This is a genomic window from Roseateles sp. GW821-FHT09H11 (assembly GCF_059415845.1).
This window is the reverse complement of the sequence record NZ_JBWKOA010000002.1, coordinates 629367-650449: the sequence shown is the minus strand read 5'-3', so window position 1 is coordinate 650449 and position 21083 is coordinate 629367. Positions and strand designations below refer to the sequence as shown.

Genomic DNA, 21083 nt, shown 5'->3' with positions numbered 1-21083 from the left:
TGAGCGCGGCCTTGGCGCTGGCCCTGGCACCGCGCCCTGGGAGCGCATCCGTGAAGCGCCCCTTGGCGCTCGCAGGGCGCCTCTACACTCGCGCGATGCAATCGCTTCGACAACTGCTGGCCGCGCTGCCGCTGCTCGATTGGGCCTCGCTGGGCCTGTTCTTCCTGGCCTGGATCGGCTATGCCCAGTTCTCCAAGCGTCATGCGGACGGGCGCGGCTCGCTGCTGGCCATCACCAACCGCGTGCGGCGCCAGTGGATGCTGCAGCTGACCTACCGCGAGATGCGGGTGCTGGACGGCGCGGTCAGTCAGGCGCTGCTGTCGAGCCCGTCCTTCTTCGCCTCCACGACCATCCTGATCATCGGCGGCCTGCTGGCCGCGCTGGGTGCGAGCGAGCAGACCAGCGCCCTGGTGCTGGGGCTGCCGTTCGCGGTCAAGACGAGCACGCTGGTCTTCGACATCAAGCTCGCGCTGCTGACCGGCATCTTCGTGTACGCCTTCTTCCGCTTCACCTGGAGCATGCGGCAGTACACCTTCGGCGCGCTGCTGGTGGCGTCCGCGCCGGAGGCGGGCCAGTTCGCGCAACTGGGGCCCGATGCGCGGGAGGAATTCGCCGACCGCGCCGGCGCGGTCGTCGGCATGGCGGCCGAGGCCTTCAACGACGGCTTGCGCGGCTACTACCTCGCGTTCCCCGTCGTGGCCTGGTTCTTCTCGCCCTGGGCGCTGGCCCTGTCCACCGCCGGCGTGCTCTACGTGCTGTACCAGCGAGAGTTCCGATCGGAAGTGCTCGAGAAGCTCCGCTAAAACGGGCTCTGTGCAGCTGATCAGGTCCACGAAGCACGCGGCCCCGATTTGGGATGCACCGCTAGGCGCAAACCGCAGCCATAGCCCAGCTATGGCGAGGATTTGCAACGACGCGGTGCGCCCAAAGCGGGGCTGCGGGCTTAGTGGACGACGCGTCCGAAGCTGAACTCGCCGGGCTCTCCGGCGGGTGAGGTCTCGACGCTCACCGGGATCACGTCCTTCGGACCGAAGCGGCCCTGCAGGATCAGCTTGGACAGCGGGTTCTCGATCCGCTGCTGGATCGCGCGCTTGAGCGGCCGCGCCCCGAAGACCGGATCGAAGCCGACCTTGGCCAACTCGGCGAGCGCCTCCTCGCTGACGTCGAGCTTCATCTCCAGCTTGTCGAGCCGCTGCTCGAGCTGACGCAGCTGGATCCGCGCGATCGACTTGATGTGGTCCGCGCCCAGCGCATGGAAGATCACGGTCTCGTCGATGCGGTTGAGGAACTCGGGCCGGAAATGCGCCTTGACCTCGCCCCACACCGCGTCGCGGATCACCTCGTCGGGCTCGCCCTGCAAGGCCATGATGTGCTGCGAGCCCAGGTTGGACGTCATCACGATCACGCAGTTCTTGAAGTCGACCGTGCGGCCCTGGCCGTCGGTCAGGCGGCCGTCGTCCAGCACCTGCAGCAGCACGTTGAACACGTCCGGATGCGCCTTCTCGACCTCGTCGAGCAACAGCACGCTGTAGGGCTTGCGGCGCACGGCCTCGGTCAGGTAACCGCCCTCGTCATAGCCGACATAGCCCGGAGGCGCGCCGATCAGGCGGCTCACGGAGTGCTTCTCCATGAACTCGCTCATGTCGATGCGGATCATGTGGTCCTCGCTGTCGAACAGGAAACCCGCCAGCGCCTTGCACAGCTCGGTCTTGCCGACGCCGGTCGGGCCCAGGAACAGGAAACTGCCCAGCGGCTTGTCCGGATCGGACAGCCCCGCGCGCGAGCGCCGGATCGCGTCAGCGACCGCGACGATCGCCTCGTCCTGGCCGACGACGCGCTCATGCAGCTTCTCTTCCATCTGCAGCAGCTTGTCGCGCTCGCCTTGCATCAGCTTGGCCACGGGGATTCCGGTGGCGCGGGCGACCACCTCGGCGATCTCCTCGGCGCCGACCATCGTGCGCAGCAGTTGCGGCTGGCTCTTGTCCTTGGCCTTGCCCATCTCCTTGGCCTGCGCCTCGTTCAGGCGCTTCTCCAGGTCCGGCAGCTTGCCGTACTGCAGCTCGGCGACCTTGTTGAAGTCGCCCTTGCGCTTGAGTTCCTCGATCTGGAACTTGATGCGGTCGATCTCTTCCTTGACGTGCGCGGAGCCCTGGGCCTGCGCCTTCTCGGTGGTCCAGATCTCTTCCAGGTCGTTGTACTCGCGCTGGAGCTTGAGCAGCTCTTCCTCGATCAACGAGAAGCGGCGCTGGGAGCCCTCGTCGGTCTCCTTGCGCACGGCCTCGCGCTCGATCTTGAGCTGGATCATGCGGCGGTCGAGCCGGTCCATCGCCTCGGGCTTGGAGTCGATCTCGATCTTGATCTTGGCCGCGGCCTCGTCGATCAGGTCGATGGCCTTGTCGGGCAGGAAGCGGTCGGTGATGTAGCGGTGCGAGAGTTCGGCCGCGGCGACGATGGCCGGGTCGGTGATCTCGACGCCGTGGTGGACCTCGTACTTCTCCTGCAGGCCGCGCAGGATGGCGATGGTGGCCTCGACGGTCGGCTCGTCGACCAGCACCTTCTGGAAGCGGCGCTCCAGCGCGGCGTCCTTCTCGACGTACTTGCGGTACTCGTCGAGCGTGGTCGCGCCGATGCAGTGCAGCTCGCCGCGCGCCAGCGCGGGCTTGAGCATGTTGCCGGCGTCCATGGCGCCCTCGGCCTTGCCGGCGCCGACCATGGTGTGGATCTCGTCGATGAACAGGATGATGCGGCCTTCATCGGCAGCGACTTCCTTGAGCACCGACTTCAGGCGTTCCTCGAATTCGCCTCGGAACTTGGCGCCCGCGAGCAGGCCGGCCATGTCCAGCGACAGCACCCGCTTGCCCTTCAGGCTTTCCGGCACTTCCTCGTTGACGATGCGCTGCGCCAGGCCTTCGACGATGGCGGTCTTGCCGACGCCGGGTTCGCCGATCAGCACGGGGTTGTTCTTCGTGCGGCGCTGCAGCACCTGGATCGCGCGGCGGATCTCGTCGTCGCGGCCGATCACCGGGTCGAGCTTGCCGGCGCGGGCGCGCTCGGTCAGGTCCAGGGTGTACTTCTTCAGCGCCTCGCGCTGGCCTTCGGATTCCTGGCTGTCGACCTTCTGGCCGCCGCGCACGGCTTCGACCGCCGTCTCCAGCGCCTTGCGGGTCAGGCCGTGGCCGCGCACGATGCCCGCCAGGTCGCTCTTGGCGTCGGCCAGGGACAGCAGGAACATCTCGCTGGCGATGAAGTGGTCGCCGCGCTTGGAGGCTTCCTTCTCCGCGTTCTGGAGCAGACCGATCAGGTCTCGGCTGGGCTGGACCTGCTGGCCCTCGCCCTGCACCTGCGGCAGGCCGCCGAGGATGCCGTCCAGCGCGCTCTTGAGCGCCGGGACCTTCACGCCGGCGCGCTCCAGCAGCGCCTTCGGGCCCTCGTCCTGGGCCAGCATCGCGGCCAGCACGTGGACGGGTTCAATGTAGGGGTTCTCGCGCGTCACCGCCAGGCTTTGGGCCTCGGCCAGCGCTTCCTGAAACTTCGTGGTGAGCTTGTCGACTCGCATGGGAAATAACCTCCGTTGCGACCGAAGTGGGGAGTGTGACCCCTATTTTCAAGAGGAGGCTCCGGCAAGAGACGCGCCCAAGATTTTTATCGTTTCGCTCCCACCCCATCCCCGCCCTCCAAGCGGGCGGGGCGCAGCCACCCCACCCCCGCCCGCCCCCACGGGGCGGGAGCCATTCACTTCATGCGAGGGATTGGGTCAGCATCTGCATGACCTTGAGCCCGGCCGCTGCGGCGGCCAGGGATCCCACCACGTGCGCGGCGGAGTGCGAGAGCGCCATCAGGAACTCGCCGCGCTGCAGCAGCGACAGCGATTCGCCGGAGAAGGACGAGAAGGTCGTGAGGCCGCCGAGGAAGCCGGTGACCAGCAGCAGCTTGAGCATGTCGTTGGGATAGCGCCCGAACCACTCCAGCGCCATGCCGATGAGGAAGCCCCCGACGATGTTGACGGCCAGTGTGCCGAGCGGAAAACCCTGCCACTTCGTGTTGAGCATCAACCCCGCGCCCCAGCGCGCGAGCGCGCCGCCCGACGCTCCGACGGACACCGCCGCCACCTGCATCCAGCTCATCGACCATTCCCCTCCACGTTGATGCCCCACCGCGCGAGCGCCTCGTCGTCGGCGACGCGCGCGTCCACCCAGCGGGCGCCGTCCGGTCCGTGTTCCTTCTTCCAGAACGGCGCCTGCGTCTTCAAGTAATCCATCAGGAACTCGCAGGCCTGGAACGCCTGGCCGCGGTGGCGCGAGCTCACGAGCACCAACACGATCTGGTCACGCGGCTTCAGCGCCCCGACGCGGTGGATGACCCGTGCGCCGCGGATGTCGAAGCGCCGGAAGGCCTCGTCGATCATGGCCTCGATCGCGGCCTCGGTCATGCCGGGATAGTGCTCGAGCTCCATCAGCGAGACGGGCGTGCCGTCCGCCCCATCGCGCACCGTGCCGACGAAGCTCACCACCGCGCCGACGCCGCCGTCCTCGGCGCGCAGCGCCAGCGTCTCGGCGCTGAGGTCGAAGTCGGCGGTCTGGACGATGGCGCGCGGTGCGCGCGGGGCGGGCGAGTTCATCACGCCATTTTGGCATTCGTCCATCCCGGATGCGCCTCTTGATGACTTCTTGACGCCCAGGGGCCGGGTCTTGCCCCGACCTTGATGCGCGGCTCCCTACGCTGGAGACCTCGCAACAACGGCGCGCACGCCGCGCCCCTTCGCATGAGACCGGTGTTGATCCTTCAGCACGAACCCGCGCAAGGTCCGGGCTACCTGCTCCAGTGCCTGCGCGCGCACGACGTGCCGGTGCATCTGCTGCGGCCCGACCTGGGCGACACCCTGCCGCGGACCGCAGGCGCGTTCAGCGGCCTGGTGCTGCTGGGCAGCGATCACGGCGTCAACGACGGCACGCCCTGGATCCGGGCGGAGCAGGCCCTGCTGATCGACGCGCTGCGGCTGAGCCGGCCGATCCTGGGCCATTGCTTCGGCGCGCAGCAGCTGGCGCGCGCCATGGGCGCGGGCGTGGCCCGCAATCCGCGGCCCGACATCGGCTGGCGCGAGCTGTGGATCACGCCCGCCGCGCGCGGACTGTTCGGCGGCGAGGATCGCCTGCTCAGCTTCAACTGGCACTACGACAGCTTCCAGATCCCGGCGGGCGCGACACGGACGCTGTTCGGCTCGAACTGCCTGAACAAGGGGTTCTCGCTGGGCCCGCACATCGGACTCCAGAGCCACCTGGAAGTGACCGAGCAAAGCCTGCGCGACTGGTGCGCGCAGGGGCGCGAAGAGCTGAGCCGCGGACGCGGCGTGACGGTGCAGAGCGAGGCCGAGATCCTGGCCGCCCTGCCCGAGCGCCTCGCGCGCCTGCGCGGCGCGGCGACGAGCGTCTATCGACATTGGATCGGACAACTGGATCGGCCACCCGTCTTCGGTCGCGCACGCGCCGCCTGATCCTGACCGGTCTTCTTCGCATGGCGGTCGAGTACCTGCACCCCTCCCCTGTGGCATCCGACCGGCCTGATCGGAATTGATTGCTCCGACGGGGCAGCGGTCGAATCAACGTCGATGGATTTCCACTGACCCCGTGCGCCGCCGCCCATGAGTGACGCACGCGTGTCATCAACCAGCAGGAAATCATCAATGAAAACCAGCCGCACCACCGACTACAGCTCCCTGTCCGACTACCAGGACATGGCCCCTTACCAGCAGGCCGAAAGCGACTGTCGGACACCGTGGGAGCAACGGGGGGCAGCCGGGTTGCCGTCCAACCAGGTGCCCGGCGAGCAAGGCCGAGTCGCCAACGGGCAGAACGACCCGATGCGACCGGAAAATGCGCCAGCCACCCACCTGCCGTCGGGCCTGGCCGCGCTGCCTGCAGGCAATGGCGTTCTTCCCAGCATCTCGAACCGCGCGTCCGGCGCGTATGCCACGCCCACGCCGAGCAAAGATCGTCCCGCGACGTTGCGGCCGGCACGGACCCCGCGGGTTGACGAAGCGCGTCGCCATGGGAACGTCTTCGAGGGCACTGCCTTGCGAAAAACGGGGCGACTGGGCGTCGTTGGCGATGTCGGTCGCGGCAACGGGCCGGAGCTCCCCGCTCGCCGATATCGCCAGAGTGAGATCGATTGAACCGGCGGCCGGGCGGCACCGTCTACTGCGGGTGATCGCCTCCGGGAAACCCCGCCCTGAGTCCTCCCCCATCCGACCGATGCGCGCGCCCCCGGGCACCCCCTAAGGTGTCCGCAGGAGCGCGCCGCGCTCCGGCCCGCCGCGGCGACGCGGCTCAGCAGGGAGCACACATGTTCGGTCTGACCCTCCTTGGCGCTGTCCACACGGCGTTCGCACTGGTGGCCCTGGTGGCCGGCTACGCATTGATCTTCCGGACCGGCCGCATCGAGGGCCAGTCCACGCTCGGTCGCACCTACCTCTGGTGCACCGTCATCACCTGCCTGACGGCGTTCGGCATCTTCCGTCATGGCGGCTTCAACATCGCCCACGTGCTGGCGATCGTCACGTTGGTCACCTTGGCCGTCGCCGTCGCGGCGCATCGCACGCGCTTCCTCGGCGGCCTCTCGCCGTATGCGGAGACGCTGGGCTACAGCTTCACGCTGTTCTGCCACATGATCCCCGGCCTGAACGAGACCTTCACCCGCGTGCCGGTTGGCGCCCCGCTGTTCACCGGCCCCGACGACCCGGCGCTGCAGAAGGCGATCGGGGTCGTGTTCCTGCTCTTCGTGATCCTGATGGCCGTGCAGGCCTGGCGCATCCGCAAGGGCCCCTCGGCGGGACGGCAGCCGCATCCCGCCTGATCCGATCCGGATCACCTCCCGGTCCGGACCTCTGAAGATCACGTCGGGCAGCGTCGGCGCGAATCGACGAGTTGACGCAAGGACGAGTTGCCGAATTGGCGGAGGGTCCGATGGACGAATGGACGCGTCGGCTGGACGATCGGATGCGTCCTGAACGGTGACGGGCGTGGCGGGCGCGGATACTGCGCCCGTCCTCACCTCCTCGCGCGCCCGTCGCGTCATTCCGATGTCCACGCCCAAGACCGTCCTTGCCGTCCGCCATCTGGCTTTCGAAGACCTCGGCCTGCTGCAGCCCGTGCTGGCCGAGCGCGGCTTCGAGCGCTTCCTCACGCGGGACGCAGGTGTCGATGATCTGCGCGACGTAGACCTCGATGCGGTCGATCTGCTGGTCGTGCTCGGCGGCCCGATCGGCGCCTATGACGACGCGCTGTATCCGTATCTGAACGACGAGATCGCGCTCATCCGCCGACGCCTCGATTCGCGGCGGCCGCTGCTCGGGATCTGCCTCGGCGCGCAACTGATGGCGCGGGCGCTGGGCGCCGACGTGCGGCCGATGCCGCATGGCCGCAAGGAGATCGGCTTCGCGCCGCTGAGGCTCACCGAGTCCGGCCGCGACTCCGCGCTCGCGCCGCTCGCGAGCGGTGCGAGGGGCGTGGTCGACCAACCCGTGCTGCACTGGCATGGCGACCAGTTCGAGATCCCGGCAGGCGCGACGAGCCTGGCCACCACGCCGCTGTGTCCGAACCAGGCCTTCGCGATCGAGGGCTTCGCGCTCGCGCTGCAGTTCCATCTGGAAAGCGATCCCTCACGCCTGGAGCAATGGCTGATCGGCCACGCCGGCGAGCTCGCGCAGGCGCGCGTGCCGCTGGACGCGCTGCGGCGCGACGCCGCCACGCATGGCGCGGGGTTGCGGGCCGCGCTCGGCGCGGTCGTCGACCGCTGGATGGCGGACTGGCCTCAGTCCGCCGGGCAGTAACGCACCACATGCGCCTCCGTCGGCACCGGCAGCTCCCACTTCCGCAGCATGCCCTGCAGCGCGCTGTTGGAGAGCGACGTATCCCGCCGGTCATTGCGACGCAACAGCTCCGCGCGTGGCCGCTCAAGGTAGACGATCTCCACCTCCGCGCCGTACGCGAAGAGCAGATCCAGCGTCTTGTCGCGCATCTGCTGGCTGAGGTGGGTCGCGTTCCATACGAACGGCGCCCGGGCGCGCAGCAGCGACTTCGCCTTGTCCACGGCCGCGTGCGCGACCTTGCCTTCGTTCTGCCCGTGCCGCAGGCCGAGTTCCGAGCGGGCGTCGTCGAAGGACACCACCGGCAGGCCGCGCCGGTGCGCCGCGATCCACGTGTCCTTGCCTGACGCAGGCAAACCGCACATCACCGTGACGCGAGCGCCGGACTCCTGGAACAGCGCGTACTCGGGGTGCACATCCGCACCGCGGAAGTAGCTGACTCGCGTGTGCGCGTCCACGAACGCGCGCGGCCGACCGTAGCAGCCCTCCTCCCGCGCCAACTCCCGGAACAGTTCGATGTGATCGAGCACCCGGTCGCGGTCCTGGCAGACGCGACCGCGCATGTCGGCTTCGGCCAGCGCGGCCAGCAGCGGCAGGCTCAGCCGGCACGACAGCTCGCGCACGATGAACTCCGGCGACAGACCGCGCTTCGAATCGGCCAGCGCGAAGAACGGCACCTGGTGCACGGCGATCAGGCGGCAGACCGCCTCGCGCTGCTCGAACGGCATGCCCGCGTCCCACAGCAGCACGCGCGCATCGATCGCGCCGATGCGCGAATGGCCCGGCTGGCCGATGGCGCGCGTCACCGGATCGATCACGGTCGTCGCATGCTTGGACACGTCGTGCAACAGCGCGGCCAGGAACAGCACTTCCTGGTCGGCGCGGCTCGCGGCCTGGTAGTCAGGCAAGGCGAGCAGTTCCTCGATCACCATCATCGTGTGCGTCCAGACGTCGCCCTCGGCGTGATGGCGCGGATCCTGCGGCGTGGTCTTCGCGAGTTCCAGCACCGGGAACGCAGCCAGACAGGCCGCGAAGTCCGGAGACCGGCCCGCTTCAGGCACCAGGGCCTGGATGTCTTTCCATTGAATGTTCATGCTTCTCTCCTCCGTCCCGTTCAGGGACATCGGCGTTCGTACTCGTTGCGCGAGGCGGCTTTCATCGCCGCCATGGCCTTCAGCGCGGACAACGACGTGATCGTCTCCAACCCGAGATCGCCCCACGTCACCGTCGGCCGTTCGGCGAAGAGATCCGCCCCCGGCGCCAGCGCGTTCGGCAAGATCGGCCGCCGGGCATGGTGGGTCTCGCTGTCGAGGATCGTCTGCGTGAAGGACGGCCTCACCAGCTTGAAGCGACCGAGCACCTGTTCGTCATCTTCGATCTTCAGGTAGAGGCCTTCGGACTGGTCGGACTTGTCGGTCTGCCTCCAGCACAGATCGAGCGGCAGCGATTCGCGCCGCGTCGCGGCCTCGAACGCTTTGCGCCAGTCCGGCGACTTCGCCAGCGAGCGCATCACCAGCTTCCACAACAGCTTCGGATCGGTCGGCATCGGTCCCGCATACAGCACGGGCACCGACAAGACCGGCGATCCGGCGAGCAGCGCATGACGGCGCGGCGTCGACAGGAAACGCGACGTGGCGCGGTCGTAGACGTCGAACTCGTTGAAGTAATGCGGCAGCCGGTCGTACCAGACGCTGTGCTTGGCGTAGGCCCATTCGCCGTACAGGACGTAGCGGTCCTCGAGGCGCTCGATCAGCCGGTGCTCGTGCGCGAGCGCCCAGATCTTCATCGGGTTGAACTGGCGTTCGCCGAATCCGCCGATGAGGTAGTGGCCGCGCGACTGCAGCAGCAGATCGCCGCCGTCGCTGAACGAGATGCCGGCGTTGGCGCCGTCGAGTTTTTCTTCGATGACGACCTGGCAGCCGTCGAGCGCCGCGAGCGGCATCTGGTCATGGGCGGAGTCGCCCGCCTGCAGGCGGCTGCCCGCGAGGTGCGCCGTGCGTGGATAGCGCAGCAGCGGCAGGGATTGCAAATGCATGGGGTCCGTCACCCGCCGCGTTGTTGGCGCGCGCGGGTCCTGGTGGGGTCAGGAAACCGACGGACGTGTCGCGGGCGCGGTCGAGTCGCTGCCGCTCCGCAGGAGCGGGCAGAGTCGCTGGGGGAAGTCGCGGGAGGTTTCGTGCCCCGCCGGCCTCATGGCAGGCGTCGGGGCGTCAGGAACCGGTGCCGCAGCCTTCGCGGGCGCAGACGGCGCCGACACGATGCTGCAGAGATGCAGTCGTCGGCAATCAGCAGTGGATGGACGTACGGATCTTCATGGGGCACCTCCTGGACAGTGAAGAGGTTGGAACGCGCGCGGACGGAGCCGTCCGGCGTGGGCGCGATTCTTCAACGCATGGGCCGCCGCGTCAACCCGCGCGGACCTGCGTTGAGGCATTGATCCGACACCGGAATCGGGGGCAACGGTGAGTCATGTCCGTCGGATGGCAAAGGAGGCCCGGCAACGCATCGTCACGGCCCGAGGAAAGCCGTGGACCGCTTGCCATCGATCGTCAATCTGTGTTCCTGGATCTGGCCGTTGGAGAACGTCGTGCGCACGAACAGACCGCTCGGCACATCCGCAATGCCGGCACTGAACGCAGGGTCGGGCAGCCGCCAGCCTCGGTGCCCGCGCGATTGAATCAGTTTGTCGTCGCGGACCCACTTCTCCATCTTCCTCGCGAAATGCTCCGGGAACTCCGGCGCCGGGCACACGATGTTGGCCCACGGATCGCAGATGTGGAGGTGTTCCGGCCAACGGACCAGAGGCTGCGCGACGTAACGCTGATCCACGGTGCCGATGACCGCCGCCATATGGTCGACGCCGAACCCGACCCTCGATGTCTGCACACCGGGGAATCGCTCGCCCAGCCAGTCCTGGGCAGCCCATACCAGTCGCTCGCAGTTGCTGACATCACTGGTCCAAACGTCCACCGCGCGTCGCGCGTTGAGTCGAGTGTCTTCGCAGGATCCCAGCAGCATGGGACTGATGCCTGGAAACGACGGATCTTCCCGATCGTGGACCGACCACTTGTTCGTCGACTTTCTCTCCACATACAGACGGTTGTGCAGCGCCAGCCGGACGTTCTCCAAAGCCTCCGATGCTGCCGAACCATTGATGCCCGCCTGTGTGCGGTCCTCGCCATCCGCGACCTCGTGGGGAGTAGCCGCCGGTTCACCCGCGTCGATTCGTCGCAGGGTATCCATGGCCTTCGATGCGTAGTGGGTTCGCAATCGACTGGCTTTCTCCGCCTCGGCAACCGAGCCCGTGTGAGGGGGGACAGAGGGCCATGCATTGCAAGCGAGGCCCGCGTCAGACCGGATCGACCGCAACGTCCGCGCGGCTTCGTCGACATTCCGCCACGCCTCGTCGGCATCGCAAGACGGTGCATTCGAAGTGATTGGATTCCAGGGCGGGAGCATGCTGACCAGTCGCGAGTGTCGGGAGAGACTCAGTCGCCGTCGGCAGACAACGGTTCCGCGAGCGCCGGCAACACCTCGCGGCCGAGCTCCTCGATGACCTCGCGCGCCGGCCGCCCTCGCCCAAGGTTGAACAGCACATGGGCCACGCCCATCGCGTGCAGGCGCCGCAGATAGCCGATCAGCGCGTGGCGTCCGGTGCGCAGGCCGAGCTCGAGCGGCTCCGGCGACGCGTCCGGATCGGCGAGCAGCTCCAGCTGCACCGACTGCACGAACGGCTTGGCGCCGACACCCTTCTGCTCCAGCGCGCGCTGCCACAGCTCGATGCGGCCTTCCTGCCGCGCTTCCTCGCGGTGATAGGTGGCCCACGCATCCGCATGCGTCGCCGTCCATTGCAGCGACTGCCGCGCCGAGCCCACGACGATCATCGGGATCCGTTGCGCCGGCGCGGGCAGCACCTCGAAACCACCGGTCGCGGCGACCACCGCCGCGCGTTCATCGGCGTCGGGCGACAGCGCCGCGCGCACGATGGCCCAACGACTGCGGAAGCTCTCCGCGCGCTGGTCCAGGTCCTCGCCGAAGGCCGCGAACTCCGCGGGCCGGTCGCCCGACCCCATGCCGAGGATGAAGCGTCCGCCGCTGAGCCGGTCCAGCGACAGCGCGGCCTTCGCCACATGCAGCGGATGCCGCAGCGGCAGCACGATCGCCGCGGCGCCGACGGCGATGTCGCGCGTCGCGCCGGCCAGCGCGGCCAGCCAGAGGAAGGGATCGTCGAGCGCGCTCGCCGTGTTGTCGCTGCCCTGAGGCACCATCAGCGGGACGTCCCGCGTCCACAGCGCCGCGAAGCCGAGCCGGTCCGCGAGCGCGGCCAGCGCGAGCGCCTCGCCGACATCGGCCATCCGGTCGGGGTTGGCGTCGACGGGCGTCATCAGTCCGACCGTGAGCCGGCCGGGCCGAAAGACGCAAGCATGCGCGCGGTTGAACGGAAAGGAGAACGGGGAAGAGTTCATTCGATCCATGGCATCGTCGCTGTTGCGGAGATCGCCAGCGCCATCGCCTCAGATGCCAGTATCCCGCTCCTGTGAGCTGCCACTGCTCTGCAGCAGCACGTTCCTGAACTGCCCGTTCCGATGGGTGAGGCGCGCAAGCACCTGCGGGGCCTGGTTCACGATGTCGAGCCACGCCTTGTCATTCGCAGGGTGCCAATCGCTCCCCTCACGGATCAGCTTCCTGCCCGCTGCCCATTGCTCCATCTTTTCGGTGAAAAAGCGGGGGTAGTCGCAGGCGCGGCAGTTGAGATTGGCCCAGGGGTCGCAGACCTGGAGATGCGGCGGCCAGGTCGCCATGGGGCGGGACGCTGTCTCCGCGTCGAGGGCTCCGATCACGGCCAGGGAATGCGCTCCCGCGAGCATGACGAGGCTGGTCGGGAGCTCGGGACGGCGATGCGCCAGCACGTCCTGTGCAGCGATCGCCAGCTCGGTGCAGTTGTGGGCGGTGGCCCGCCAGACGCTGGCCGAGTGAGCCACGGCGGCGACCCGCGAGTAGCCGAAGCTGGTGGCTTCCGAATAACACGCCCTCGGAAAGATCGGCGGCGCCTCCCCCAACCTCATCTTGTTGTCCGACTTGAGCGCTCCGAAGCTGCGGTTGTAGAGCGCAAGATGCACCTGTCGCAGCGCTTCCCCGCTGGCCGACTCTGTCGCCTTCGCATCTTGCGCGCAGGCGCCGTACGTCCTCAAAGGGCCGGCGGGCTGGCCTTGCAGGATCTGGGCAAAACGCCGGTGAGCGCGTCCGGCGAACTGCCTTCGCCATCGCTCGGCGACCGCAGCATCATGGGTGGCGCGGACCTTGAAAGGCAGCCCGCCGTGAGCGACGTCCACCACGGCGACATCCGCGGCGACATCTGCGGCGGGCGCACGATCCACCGGTTCGCCGAAGCGGTGCCCGACGACCTCAAGAGATGAAACTGGAATGCGCATGGGATCTCCTGCAATGGAGATCCCGTAGTCGAACGACACCCACCGCAGTTCGCTCCACGGATGGTGTTCGAGCGCTCACGCGCTCGATCCGTTCACTTGGTCTTCTGCTGCACCACCTTGACGTAGTCCGCCTGCAGCTTGGTCATGAAGTCGGAGGTGACGCGGAACTGCTGCTCGTGGAAATCGATCAGCTTCTGGAACTGGTCGGCGGCGACGTCGAAGGGCGGGCCGCCTGCGCGCATCGATTCCAGGATGGCCTTCTGCGATGAGAGCACCGTGCTCCACGCGGCGTAGTTCTGTTCGAACGCCTTCTTCGACTGCTCGAAGAAGGTCTTGGCGAGTTCAACCTGGGCCTGCTGGATCATGAGTTGTCTCCTGGTGTTGTCGGGCCGCGCCCAGGGCTTGGGCGTGCGGGCAATGCTACAGCGCCCGGCCCCCTCAGCGGGACAGTCGCCCTTCTTCCCCCTTCTCCACCACGATCACCTTCGCCGTGGACTGGCCCGAAACGTGGCGTTGCCCGATGAAGACCCGGTCGATGCGCCCAGGACAGCGCAGCCAGGCCGGCAGTGTCGGCGACTGCCATCCCGCCGTCCCCGTGATCAGCAGCTTCTTGCCCGCAGCCGCCCATTTCCTCATCTTGTCCTCGAAGCGTCGGGGATAGTCGGGCGCCGGGCAGGCGATGCCGGCCCAGGGATCGCAGACCATCAGATGGGGCGGCCACGAGCTCATGGGCCGTTGGGCGAGTTCAGGATCGAAGGAACCGACGACCACCATCACATGTTCTGGCTGGAGTTCCACCCGCGTCGTCTGCACCGTCTGGAAACCGTCGCCGAGAAAGTCCTCGACCGCGCGGCACAGCCCTCCGCAGTTGCGGCTGAGGCCCGCCCAGGCATTGGCCGACAAGCCAGCGACCTCGAAACGCCGCTTCAGCGCGGGATCGTCGTTCAACAACTCCCGCAGCTCGCTCAGGTCCAGTCTCTGCTCGACGGGCATGAACGGATCGGGCCGACCCGCGGACCACTTGTTGGTCGACTTGGCGGACCCCGCCAAACGGTCGTGCAGCGAGCGCCCTACCGCAAGAAGCGCAGCGTCGGCGGCCCGGGCGTTGACCCCGGCCAGGGTGGTGTCCGCCGGCGACGGGTACTTGACGCGCCGGCCGAGCGGCTCGTCATCCACGGCCATCTCCATCCGGTCATAGGCCTGGCGGAGGAACTTGTCCTTCACCGCCCTCGCCTCGGCCTCGCGGACCGGATCGGTCGGGTCATCGGGGACTATCCATGTCCCGCCGGCAATTCGCATGAAGACAACTTCGAAGAGTCGAAAGTTGTCCAGTGAGAACTTCGGCGGTCAGGGTTCCCGCATGACCACTGCCGCGGTGGCAACGATGGCCTACGGCATCAGCCGATATCCCACGCCGGTCTCCGTCAGCAGGTGCTTCGGACTGGCCGGTTCCGCCTCGAGCTTCTGGCGCAGGTTGCCCATGTAGACGCGCAGGTAGTGGTTCTGCTCCACCTGCGACGGCCCCCACACCGCCTTCAGCAGCTGGCGGTGCGTCAGCACCTTGCCGGCGTTGCCGATCAGGTGGCTGAGCAGGCGGTACTCGATCGGCGTGAGGTGCACGTCCTCGGCGGCGCGGCGCACACGGCGCGCGGCCAGGTCGATCTCGACATCGCCGAAGCGGAAGACCGGGTCCTGCTGCTCGCCGGACCGCGCCTGGCTGCGCCGCAGCGCGACGCGCACGCGCGCCATCAGCTCGCCGACGCCGAAGGGCTTGCTCAGGTAGTCGTCGGCGCCGTGGTCGAGGGCAGCGATCTTGTCGTCCTCGGCGCCGCGCGCCGACAGCACGATCACCGGCACCGCCGACCACGCGCGCAGGTCGCGCAGGAAGTCCTGGCCGTCGCCGTCCGGCAGGCCCAGGTCGAGGATGACCAGATCCGGCCGCCGCGTCCCCGCGTCGATCAGGCCCTGGCGCAAGGTGCCGGTCTCGTGCACGGACCAGCCCTCGCCCTCCAGGGCCAGGCGCACGAAGCGGCGGATGTTCGGTTCGTCCTCGACGATCAGCGCCACGGGGACGACGCTCAGCGGCGACTCGCTCACGATTGACTCACGGTTGGAGTTCCCTGTCTTCCTCGAACGCCGGCAGCGCCGGCGGCTCGCCCAGCGGCAGCGCCAGACTGAAACGCGCCCCGCCCTGCGGCGTCGCGCGCTCCGCCCAGATGCGGCCGCCGTGGGCCTGCATGATGGCACGGCAGATCGCCAGCCCCAGCCCCACGCCGGGCAGGTGCGACTCGCTGTGGCCGCGCGTGAATTTCTCGAACAGCGCCTCTTCGCGACCGGGCGGCAGGCCGGGGCCGTTGTCCTCGACGGACAGGCGCATCTCGCCCCGGCCGGCGACGACGTCGCCGTCGACGTCCAAGCCGCTCGACCGGTGCGAGACGCTCAAGACGCCCGAGTCGCCCGCATCGCCCGCGCCGTGCGTGCGCGCGATCACGCGGATCTCGCTGCCCGGCGGCGTGTACTTCGCGGCGTTCTCCAGCAGGTTGGCCAGCACGCGCTCGATGAGCACCGCGTCCAGTTCCACCAGCGGCAGCGTCGCCGGCACGTCCAGCACCACGCGATGCCGCGCCAGCGCCGTGCCCATCAGCTGCAGGCTGCTGCCGATGACTTCGTCCACCGGCTGCCACTGCCGGTTGAGCTTGAGCGCGCCGCTCTGCAGCCGGGCCATGTCCAGCAGGTTGTGCACCATCGCGTTGATGCGCAGCGACTGCTGCTCGATCGCCTGCGCGGTCTCGGCCGCGCCGGGGTCCAGATCGCGCTTGGCCAGCGTCTCGGCCAGCCCCTGCAGCGCGGCCAGCGGCGTGCGCAGGTCATGCGACAGCGCCGACAGCAGCGAGTTGCGCAGCCGCTCCGATTCGATCTGCAGCAGCGCCTGCTGCGCGACCTCGACGTAGTGCACGCGCTCCAGCGCCTGCCCCGCGATGCGCGCGGCCGTCTCCAGCTGCGCGCGGCGCTCCGGCAGCATCAGCGTCTGCGCGTCGCCGGGGCGCAGCGCGAGCACGCCGCGCGTGCGCATCGGCGCGCGCAGCGGCAGATAGAACCATTGGCTGCCCGGCAGCGTGTCCGTGCCCAGGCCCGCCGCCTGCTCGTGATCCAGCGCCCAGCGCGCGGTGCCGGCATCGGAGCGATCGCCGACGGCCAGGGTCTCCTCCGTCGGCGACGGCTGCAGCCGGTCGTCGTCGTCGAGCACATGCAGCAGCGCCCGTCCGCCGAACTGCAACGCGAGCTGCTGCTCCGCCGTCGCGACGACCTGCTCGGTCTGCAGCGCGCCGGCGAGTTCGCGGGTCAGCTCGAACAGGCCGCGCGCCCTCGCCTCGCGCTCCGACGACACGCGCGCCTCATAGCGCAGTCCCGCCGTCAGCTGACCGGTGATCAGGCCGACCGCCAGCATCACGACGAAGGTGATCACGTATTGCACGTCGCTGACCGCCAGGCTCAGCCGCGGGGCGACGAAGAGGAAGTCGAACAGCGCGACGCTGAGGAAGCTGGCCAGCACGGCCGGTCCGCGCCCCCAGCGCATGGCGACGCCCACCACGCCGAGCAGGAACAGCATGACGATGTTGTCGTTGGCGATGCGGTGCGACAGCGGCAAGCAGACCGCGGCCACGCCGACGCAGGCCAGCGTTGCCCAGACGTAGCGCCGAGGCGCGGCGCCGAAGGTCGGGCCGGGGTCGTCCTCGTTGCTGCGCTGCGTCGCCGACGCGCCGACCTGGATCAGGTCCAGCTCCGGCGCCGCGCGGCCGAGGTGCGCCGCCAGGTCGCGGCTGCCCCAGCGCCGCGGCGAGGGCGCGCCCCGCCCCATCAGCAGCTTGGACAGGTTGTGCTCGCGTGCGTACTCGGCCAGCGCCTGCGCGGGATCCTGCGCGGCCAGCACCGCCGTCGTGGCGCCGAGGTCCTGCGCCAGCCGCACTGCGCGCAGGGACCGCTCGCGGCGCGCGTCGGGCAGGCGGTGCAGCGCCGGCGTCTCGACGTAGACCGCATGCCAGCTCACCGCCAGCTGCTGCGCGAGCTGCGCGGCGCTGCGCACGACCGATTCGGCCTCGTCGCCGGGCCCGATCGCGCAGAGGATCGCGGCCTCGGTCTTCCACACCGGCGCGATGCGCTCGTTGCTGCGCCAGGCCTGCACGTCGTCCTCGACGCGGTCGGCCGTGCGGCGCAGCGCGAGCTCGCGCAGCGCCATCAGGTTGCCCTTGCGGAAGAAGTGCTGGCCGGCGCGCTCCGCCTGCGCGCCCTGGTAGACCTTGCCGGCCTTCAGCCGCGCGAGCAGCTCGTCGGCCGGCGTGTCGACCAGCACGACCTCGTCGGCGCGGTCGAAGAAGGTGTCGGGCAGCGTCTCCTGCACCCGCACGCCGGTGATGCCGCCGACGACGTCGTTGAGGCTCTCCAGGTGCTGGACGTTGACCGTCGTGTAGACGCTGATGCCGTTGGCGAGCAGTTCCTCGACGTCCTGCCAGCGCTTGGGATGCCGCGATCCGGCGACGTTGGAATGCGCCAGCTCGTCGACCAGGATCAGCGCGGCCGGCTGGTCCTTCAGACGCGCCAGCGCGCCGTCGAGGTCGAACTCCGGCAGCGCGCGGCCGCGGTGGTCGACCTGCCGCATCGGCAGCCGCGGCAGGCCGTCGAGCAGCGCGGCGGTGTCGGCCCGGCCATGCGTCTCGACGACGCCGATCAGCGGCGCGCGGCCCTGGTCCGCCAGGTGCCGCGCCGCCTGCAGCATCGCGAAGGTCTTGCCCACGCCCGCCGAGGCGCCGAAGTAGATCCGCAGGCGGCCTCGCCCCTCGGACTGCTCCTGCCGCTGGAGGTGGGCCAGCAGCGCGTCGGGGTCGGGTCGGTCGTCGGTGGGGCTGCGCATGGAAGGTGATTGTCGTGTCAGGGCGCCGCGGACGGCGCGTCATCGGTTCGTCGTGGCGACAGGCGTGCGGCCAACGCCGCCAGAGGAGGGAGGACCTGTTCCCGCCGCCTCCTCGCCAGGGCGGCGACCATGTCGGCGTATGCCTGCGACGCGGCGTCGTTGGCGGCGCGGACCGCCTCGTCATCGTCCCCGGCGGCGTCGATCGCGGCGTCGAACCGGGCCTGCGCCTCGGACAGCAGGCGAGCCTCGTGCGCGCGATGTCCCGACTCGCGGTCCAGCACCTTCGACAGGTGGTCGCCGACCAGTCCGCCCGGCACCAGGCAGTCGTGCGAGGTGGCGAAGCCGCTCTCGACCTCCGCGTCGATCAAGGCGTCGGCCTGCCGGTCGCGTCGTCGCGTCACCTCGTCATCGCGCCACCGATCGCCGGCAATGCCCAGGTGGGCATAGATCGGCGTGTCGCCGGCGTCGGCGGCCTCGGCCGGCGCATGCCCCAGTCGCGTTCCCAGGCGGGTCCGCACGGCCTGGCGGAGCAGCATGGCCTCCTCGAGGGTCTCGTTGAAGTCGCCGTGCGTCTCCACCACCCACTGATCGGCGCGCAGCTCGCAGGCGAAACGCAGCGCGATCTCGACCGCCGCGGCGGTGTCGCTTGCCTCCCCGGCGTCGTTCAGCAGGGCCATCTGATGCAGGACCCGCAGGTACGCGTCCGCGCAGCCGCCGTCCTGCGAGCGGATCAGCGCCTCGCATTGCGACGCGAAGGCCCCGTCGTCCAGTACGCGCAGGAGCACCGGACCGACGCGCGCACGCAGCGCGGCCCTCTCGTCGCGCTCCGTCGCCCCCCGGTGCCACAGGATGAGCCGCACCAGCCAGGACAGGAAGTGCGGCCTATCGGTCAGTTGACCGCGTTGCCTGCCTGTCCAGATCAGGCTCGGCGTCAGCCGGATGATTTCGTCCAGCATCCGGCCCCGTACCGACAGCACATCCAGGTCGCGGACCAGTTCCGGATCGTCGCCGCGAGGAAACTCGCCGCCGCCGAACAACAGTCGGGACAGTCGGGGGAAGTCGCTCACCAGCCCCGCGACCACGCGCCGCCGCCAGGCGTCCCGGGGCCATCCCTCGCCCGCCGAGTCGATGTCCAGCGAGTCCGCTTCCGGCCATCGCAGGGCTGCCGGCGCGCGCTCCGCCTCCAGGTGCGCGCCGCTGAACCGGATGCCGAAGGAGAACCGCTCGGCCAGGACACGGTTGACCTCGCCGGGATCGAACACGGCCTCTCCCCGGTAGTCCAGCGTCAATCCCAGCGCCTCGCCACGTGAGCGGGCGATGTCCGCGATCAAGGCCGCCGGTGGCGCATCGAGGTCGGCCACCCAGGCGTTGCCGCGCAGCAGTCCCGCCGTCGGCAAGGACTGGCACGCGCCGTGATGCGCCTGGCCGGCCAGATGGACATACCAGCGTTCCCGCCGCAGGGCGTCCCCGGACGGGGCCTCGTCCATCCACCGGCGAAGTGCCGCCAGGGCCCGCCTCGAGCTGCCGGGCATCGCTTCCGGCGACAGGCCGCCGGGTGTCCGCAGCACCATGCGCAGGCCCAGCAGGCGGACGAGATGGAGCGCGTCGCTCACCACGTCCTCCTCCTCCCGGGACAGGAACACGAGATCCTCGAAGGCGGGGTCAGGACTCAACACCTGCAGGGCCGCATCGCGGAGCGCCTGCAGGGCGGGGGTCAGCGCCGCGGCCGGCACGGCTTTCAGGCATCGGGACATGGCGGCGGCCTCGGCGCGGTCCAGCCACCGCGGTCGCCTCGGGGAGAAGAGCGTCTCGCTGGTGTACGCACCGACGTCCGTGGCGCGGGACAGCCCGTCGATCATGCCGGCCACCTCGTCCTGCACGTCCAAGGGGCAGGTGCTCCTCGGGAGGGCGAAGGGCGCCCTTCGCAGTTCGGCGGCGATCGCCTCCATGGCCGCGAGCCGATCCGCAGGGGTCCCTGGCGCCTGCGCGACGAGCCCGCATCGCAGGGCGACCTGACTGTCGTCGACGATGGCGGACAGCAGCCTCTCGATGAGCTGAGCGAGCGCGGGCTTGACCGGCGCCGTGCCGCTCAGCGCCACGACGTCCCGGGCCAGCCGGTCGAACACCCGCGGACGCCCGCAGGACCCCAGCACGTCCGGTCGATCCACGACATCGCGAAGGGATCGTCCCAGGACCTCGCAGAGGCGCTGGAACTTGCCGACGCCGTCGTGGCGACCCGGAGTGCTCAGCACCCATCGACCGTCCTCCTCACGACGGGCGTGGTCCATCAGCGCCGGCACCACCAGGTGGCTGTCCTTCGGCAACACGATCTCCATCAGGTTCGGGCAATGCTGCCGATAGGCGGGCAGCCATCGCCAGTCCCGGACGTCCGGACATCCGTCGAACTCCAGGCGTCGTGTCCAGGCCGCCGTTGTCGCGGGCAGCCGCCCGGACAGCGTGTCCAGTGCGGCGGTGCCCAGTTGCCAGGTCCGGCCAGCCGGAGAGATTCGATCGTTCTCCGGGGCGTTGGGGTGGCGATGGCGGATGAAGGTGGAGAGCCAATCGTCCGCCGAGTCGTCCGTTGAGTCGTCCGCCGGGTCGTTCGCCATGTTGCCGGTCGTGTTGCCGGTCGTGTTGCCCGTCCTGTTGCCGGTCGTGGCGGCGGTCGACCCCAAAGGCTGGATGAGGGCCGGCCGCTCCAGTTGGAGCGTCGACTGCCACGCCAGTCCCGGTTCGAGCCGGGGCGTCTTTGCGGGGACCGGACCGGAAGATCCCGCTGACGTCCGCGGCGAGGCGTCGACCATCCAGGGGGACAAGGGGTTGTTGGACATCGGATGCACGCGGAGTCTCCTGCTGAGCGATCGAGTTGATCGACGCAGGG

Annotated in this window: 18 protein-coding genes; 5 read left to right on the top strand and 13 right to left on the bottom strand. The window is 69.3% G+C overall.

Annotated features, from left to right (window positions below):
* Positions 1-95: 95 nt before the first annotated feature.
* Positions 96-803 (top strand): DUF599 domain-containing protein, encoded by a 708-nt coding sequence (locus tag AC07PR_RS10040; protein WP_377154217.1) that lies wholly within the window; start codon positions 96-98, stop codon positions 801-803.
* Positions 804-943: 140 nt separating this feature from the next.
* Here the strand turns inward: AC07PR_RS10040 and clpB are convergent, their stop codons facing one another.
* The 3 genes from clpB to AC07PR_RS10025 all read right to left on the bottom strand — a co-directional run bounded on the left by clpB (position 944) and on the right by AC07PR_RS10025 (position 4618).
* On the bottom strand, positions 944-3556 hold the full coding sequence (clpB, locus tag AC07PR_RS10035) for an ATP-dependent chaperone ClpB (protein WP_377154214.1): 2613 nt from the start codon (positions 3554-3556) through the stop codon (positions 944-946).
* Positions 3557-3737: 181 nt separating this feature from the next.
* Positions 3738-4124 carry a fluoride efflux transporter CrcB gene (gene crcB / locus AC07PR_RS10030; RefSeq protein WP_377154211.1) on the bottom strand — a complete coding sequence of 129 codons (387 nt, stop codon included), beginning with the start codon at positions 4122-4124 and terminating at the stop codon, positions 3738-3740.
* Positions 4121-4618 (bottom strand): molybdenum cofactor biosynthesis protein MoaE, encoded by a 498-nt coding sequence (locus AC07PR_RS10025; protein WP_495135185.1) that lies wholly within the window; start codon positions 4616-4618, stop codon positions 4121-4123. Before AC07PR_RS10025 ends, crcB begins: the two co-directional genes overlap by 4 nt.
* A 153-nt stretch (positions 4619-4771) precedes the next feature.
* On the opposite strand from AC07PR_RS10025, the gene AC07PR_RS10020 reads away from it, so the two are divergent.
* The 4 genes from AC07PR_RS10020 to AC07PR_RS10005 all read left to right on the top strand — a co-directional run bounded on the left by AC07PR_RS10020 (position 4772) and on the right by AC07PR_RS10005 (position 7825).
* A complete protein-coding gene (locus AC07PR_RS10020) occupies positions 4772-5491 on the top strand; it encodes a type 1 glutamine amidotransferase (protein ID WP_483106872.1) in 720 nt (239 codons plus the stop codon).
* 189 nt (positions 5492-5680) lie between these two features.
* Complete coding sequence (locus AC07PR_RS10015) at positions 5681-6169, top strand: hypothetical protein (protein ID WP_495135184.1); 489 nt, start codon at positions 5681-5683, stop codon at positions 6167-6169.
* A 170-nt stretch (positions 6170-6339) separates the two neighbouring features.
* On the top strand, positions 6340-6849 hold the full coding sequence (locus tag AC07PR_RS10010; protein WP_377154194.1) for a DUF2306 domain-containing protein: 510 nt from the start codon (positions 6340-6342) through the stop codon (positions 6847-6849).
* Positions 6850-7075: 226 nt separating this feature from the next.
* Complete coding sequence (locus tag AC07PR_RS10005; RefSeq protein ID WP_495135183.1) at positions 7076-7825, top strand: glutamine amidotransferase; 750 nt, start codon at positions 7076-7078, stop codon at positions 7823-7825.
* Here AC07PR_RS10005 and AC07PR_RS10000 read toward each other — a convergent pair.
* The 10 genes from AC07PR_RS10000 to AC07PR_RS09955 all read right to left on the bottom strand — a co-directional run bounded on the left by AC07PR_RS10000 (position 7807) and on the right by AC07PR_RS09955 (position 21042).
* A complete protein-coding gene (locus AC07PR_RS10000; RefSeq protein ID WP_495135182.1) occupies positions 7807-8955 on the bottom strand; it encodes an AAA family ATPase in 1149 nt (382 codons plus the stop codon). The two genes, AC07PR_RS10005 and AC07PR_RS10000, sit on opposite strands and share 19 nt — an antisense overlap.
* Before the next feature lie 20 nt (positions 8956-8975).
* Complete coding sequence (locus AC07PR_RS09995) at positions 8976-9896, bottom strand: RNA ligase family protein (RefSeq protein WP_495135181.1); 921 nt, start codon at positions 9894-9896, stop codon at positions 8976-8978.
* Positions 9897-10369: 473 nt separating this feature from the next.
* On the bottom strand, positions 10370-11104 hold the full coding sequence (locus AC07PR_RS09990) for a hypothetical protein (RefSeq protein ID WP_495135180.1): 735 nt from the start codon (positions 11102-11104) through the stop codon (positions 10370-10372).
* A gap of 245 nt (positions 11105-11349) precedes the next feature.
* Positions 11350-12327, bottom strand: coding sequence for a TIGR03571 family LLM class oxidoreductase (locus AC07PR_RS09985; RefSeq protein ID WP_495135308.1), 978 nt, complete (start codon positions 12325-12327; stop codon positions 11350-11352).
* Positions 12328-12375: 48 nt separating this feature from the next.
* Positions 12376-13293, bottom strand: coding sequence for a hypothetical protein (locus tag AC07PR_RS09980; protein ID WP_495135179.1), 918 nt, complete (start codon positions 13291-13293; stop codon positions 12376-12378).
* Positions 13294-13385: 92 nt separating this feature from the next.
* Positions 13386-13658: a hypothetical protein gene (locus AC07PR_RS09975; RefSeq protein ID WP_431104132.1), complete on the bottom strand. Its 273-nt coding sequence runs from the start codon at positions 13656-13658 to the stop codon at positions 13386-13388.
* Between the two features lie 73 nt (positions 13659-13731).
* A complete protein-coding gene (locus AC07PR_RS09970) occupies positions 13732-14592 on the bottom strand; it encodes a hypothetical protein (protein ID WP_495135178.1) in 861 nt (286 codons plus the stop codon).
* Between the two features lie 90 nt (positions 14593-14682).
* Positions 14683-15390: a two-component system response regulator KdpE gene (gene kdpE, locus AC07PR_RS09965; RefSeq protein WP_377154173.1), complete on the bottom strand. Its 708-nt coding sequence runs from the start codon at positions 15388-15390 to the stop codon at positions 14683-14685.
* Between the two features lie 7 nt (positions 15391-15397).
* Entirely contained in the window at positions 15398-18202 is a 2805-nt protein-coding gene (locus AC07PR_RS09960; protein WP_495135177.1) for a DUF4118 domain-containing protein, read from the bottom strand.
* 17 nt (positions 18203-18219) lie between these two features.
* Positions 18220-21042, bottom strand: coding sequence for a hypothetical protein (locus AC07PR_RS09955; RefSeq protein ID WP_495135176.1), 2823 nt, complete (start codon positions 21040-21042; stop codon positions 18220-18222).
* Positions 21043-21083: the final 41 nt, after the last annotated feature.

Excerpts from the sequence above, each read along its gene's own strand:
- AC07PR_RS10000 (WP_495135182.1), bottom strand. The coding sequence starts at position 8,955 with ATGAACATTCAATGGAAAGACATCCAGGCCCTGGTGCCTGAAGCGGGC.
- AC07PR_RS09990 (WP_495135180.1), bottom strand. The coding sequence starts at position 11,104 with ATGGATACCCTGCGACGAATCGACGCGGGTGAACCGGCGGCTACTCCC.
- AC07PR_RS10005 (WP_495135183.1), top strand. The coding sequence starts at position 7,076 with ATGTCCACGCCCAAGACCGTCCTTGCCGTCCGCCATCTGGCTTTCGAA.
- AC07PR_RS10015 (WP_495135184.1), top strand. The coding sequence starts at position 5,681 with ATGAAAACCAGCCGCACCACCGACTACAGCTCCCTGTCCGACTACCAG.
- AC07PR_RS10010 (WP_377154194.1), top strand. The coding sequence starts at position 6,340 with ATGTTCGGTCTGACCCTCCTTGGCGCTGTCCACACGGCGTTCGCACTG.
- AC07PR_RS09975 (WP_431104132.1), bottom strand. The coding sequence starts at position 13,658 with ATGATCCAGCAGGCCCAGGTTGAACTCGCCAAGACCTTCTTCGAGCAG.
- AC07PR_RS09960 (WP_495135177.1), bottom strand. The coding sequence starts at position 18,202 with ATGCGCAGCCCCACCGACGACCGACCCGACCCCGACGCGCTGCTGGCC.
- AC07PR_RS09980 (WP_495135179.1), bottom strand. The coding sequence starts at position 13,293 with ATGCGCATTCCAGTTTCATCTCTTGAGGTCGTCGGGCACCGCTTCGGC.
- crcB (WP_377154211.1), bottom strand. The coding sequence starts at position 4,124 with ATGAGCTGGATGCAGGTGGCGGCGGTGTCCGTCGGAGCGTCGGGCGGC.
- AC07PR_RS09970 (WP_495135178.1), bottom strand. The coding sequence starts at position 14,592 with ATGCGAATTGCCGGCGGGACATGGATAGTCCCCGATGACCCGACCGAT.
- clpB (WP_377154214.1), bottom strand. The coding sequence starts at position 3,556 with ATGCGAGTCGACAAGCTCACCACGAAGTTTCAGGAAGCGCTGGCCGAG.
- AC07PR_RS09985 (WP_495135308.1), bottom strand. The coding sequence starts at position 12,327 with ATGAACTCTTCCCCGTTCTCCTTTCCGTTCAACCGCGCGCATGCTTGC.
- AC07PR_RS10040 (WP_377154217.1), top strand. The coding sequence starts at position 96 with ATGCAATCGCTTCGACAACTGCTGGCCGCGCTGCCGCTGCTCGATTGG.
- AC07PR_RS09995 (WP_495135181.1), bottom strand. The coding sequence starts at position 9,896 with ATGCATTTGCAATCCCTGCCGCTGCTGCGCTATCCACGCACGGCGCAC.
- AC07PR_RS10025 (WP_495135185.1), bottom strand. The coding sequence starts at position 4,618 with ATGAACTCGCCCGCCCCGCGCGCACCGCGCGCCATCGTCCAGACCGCC.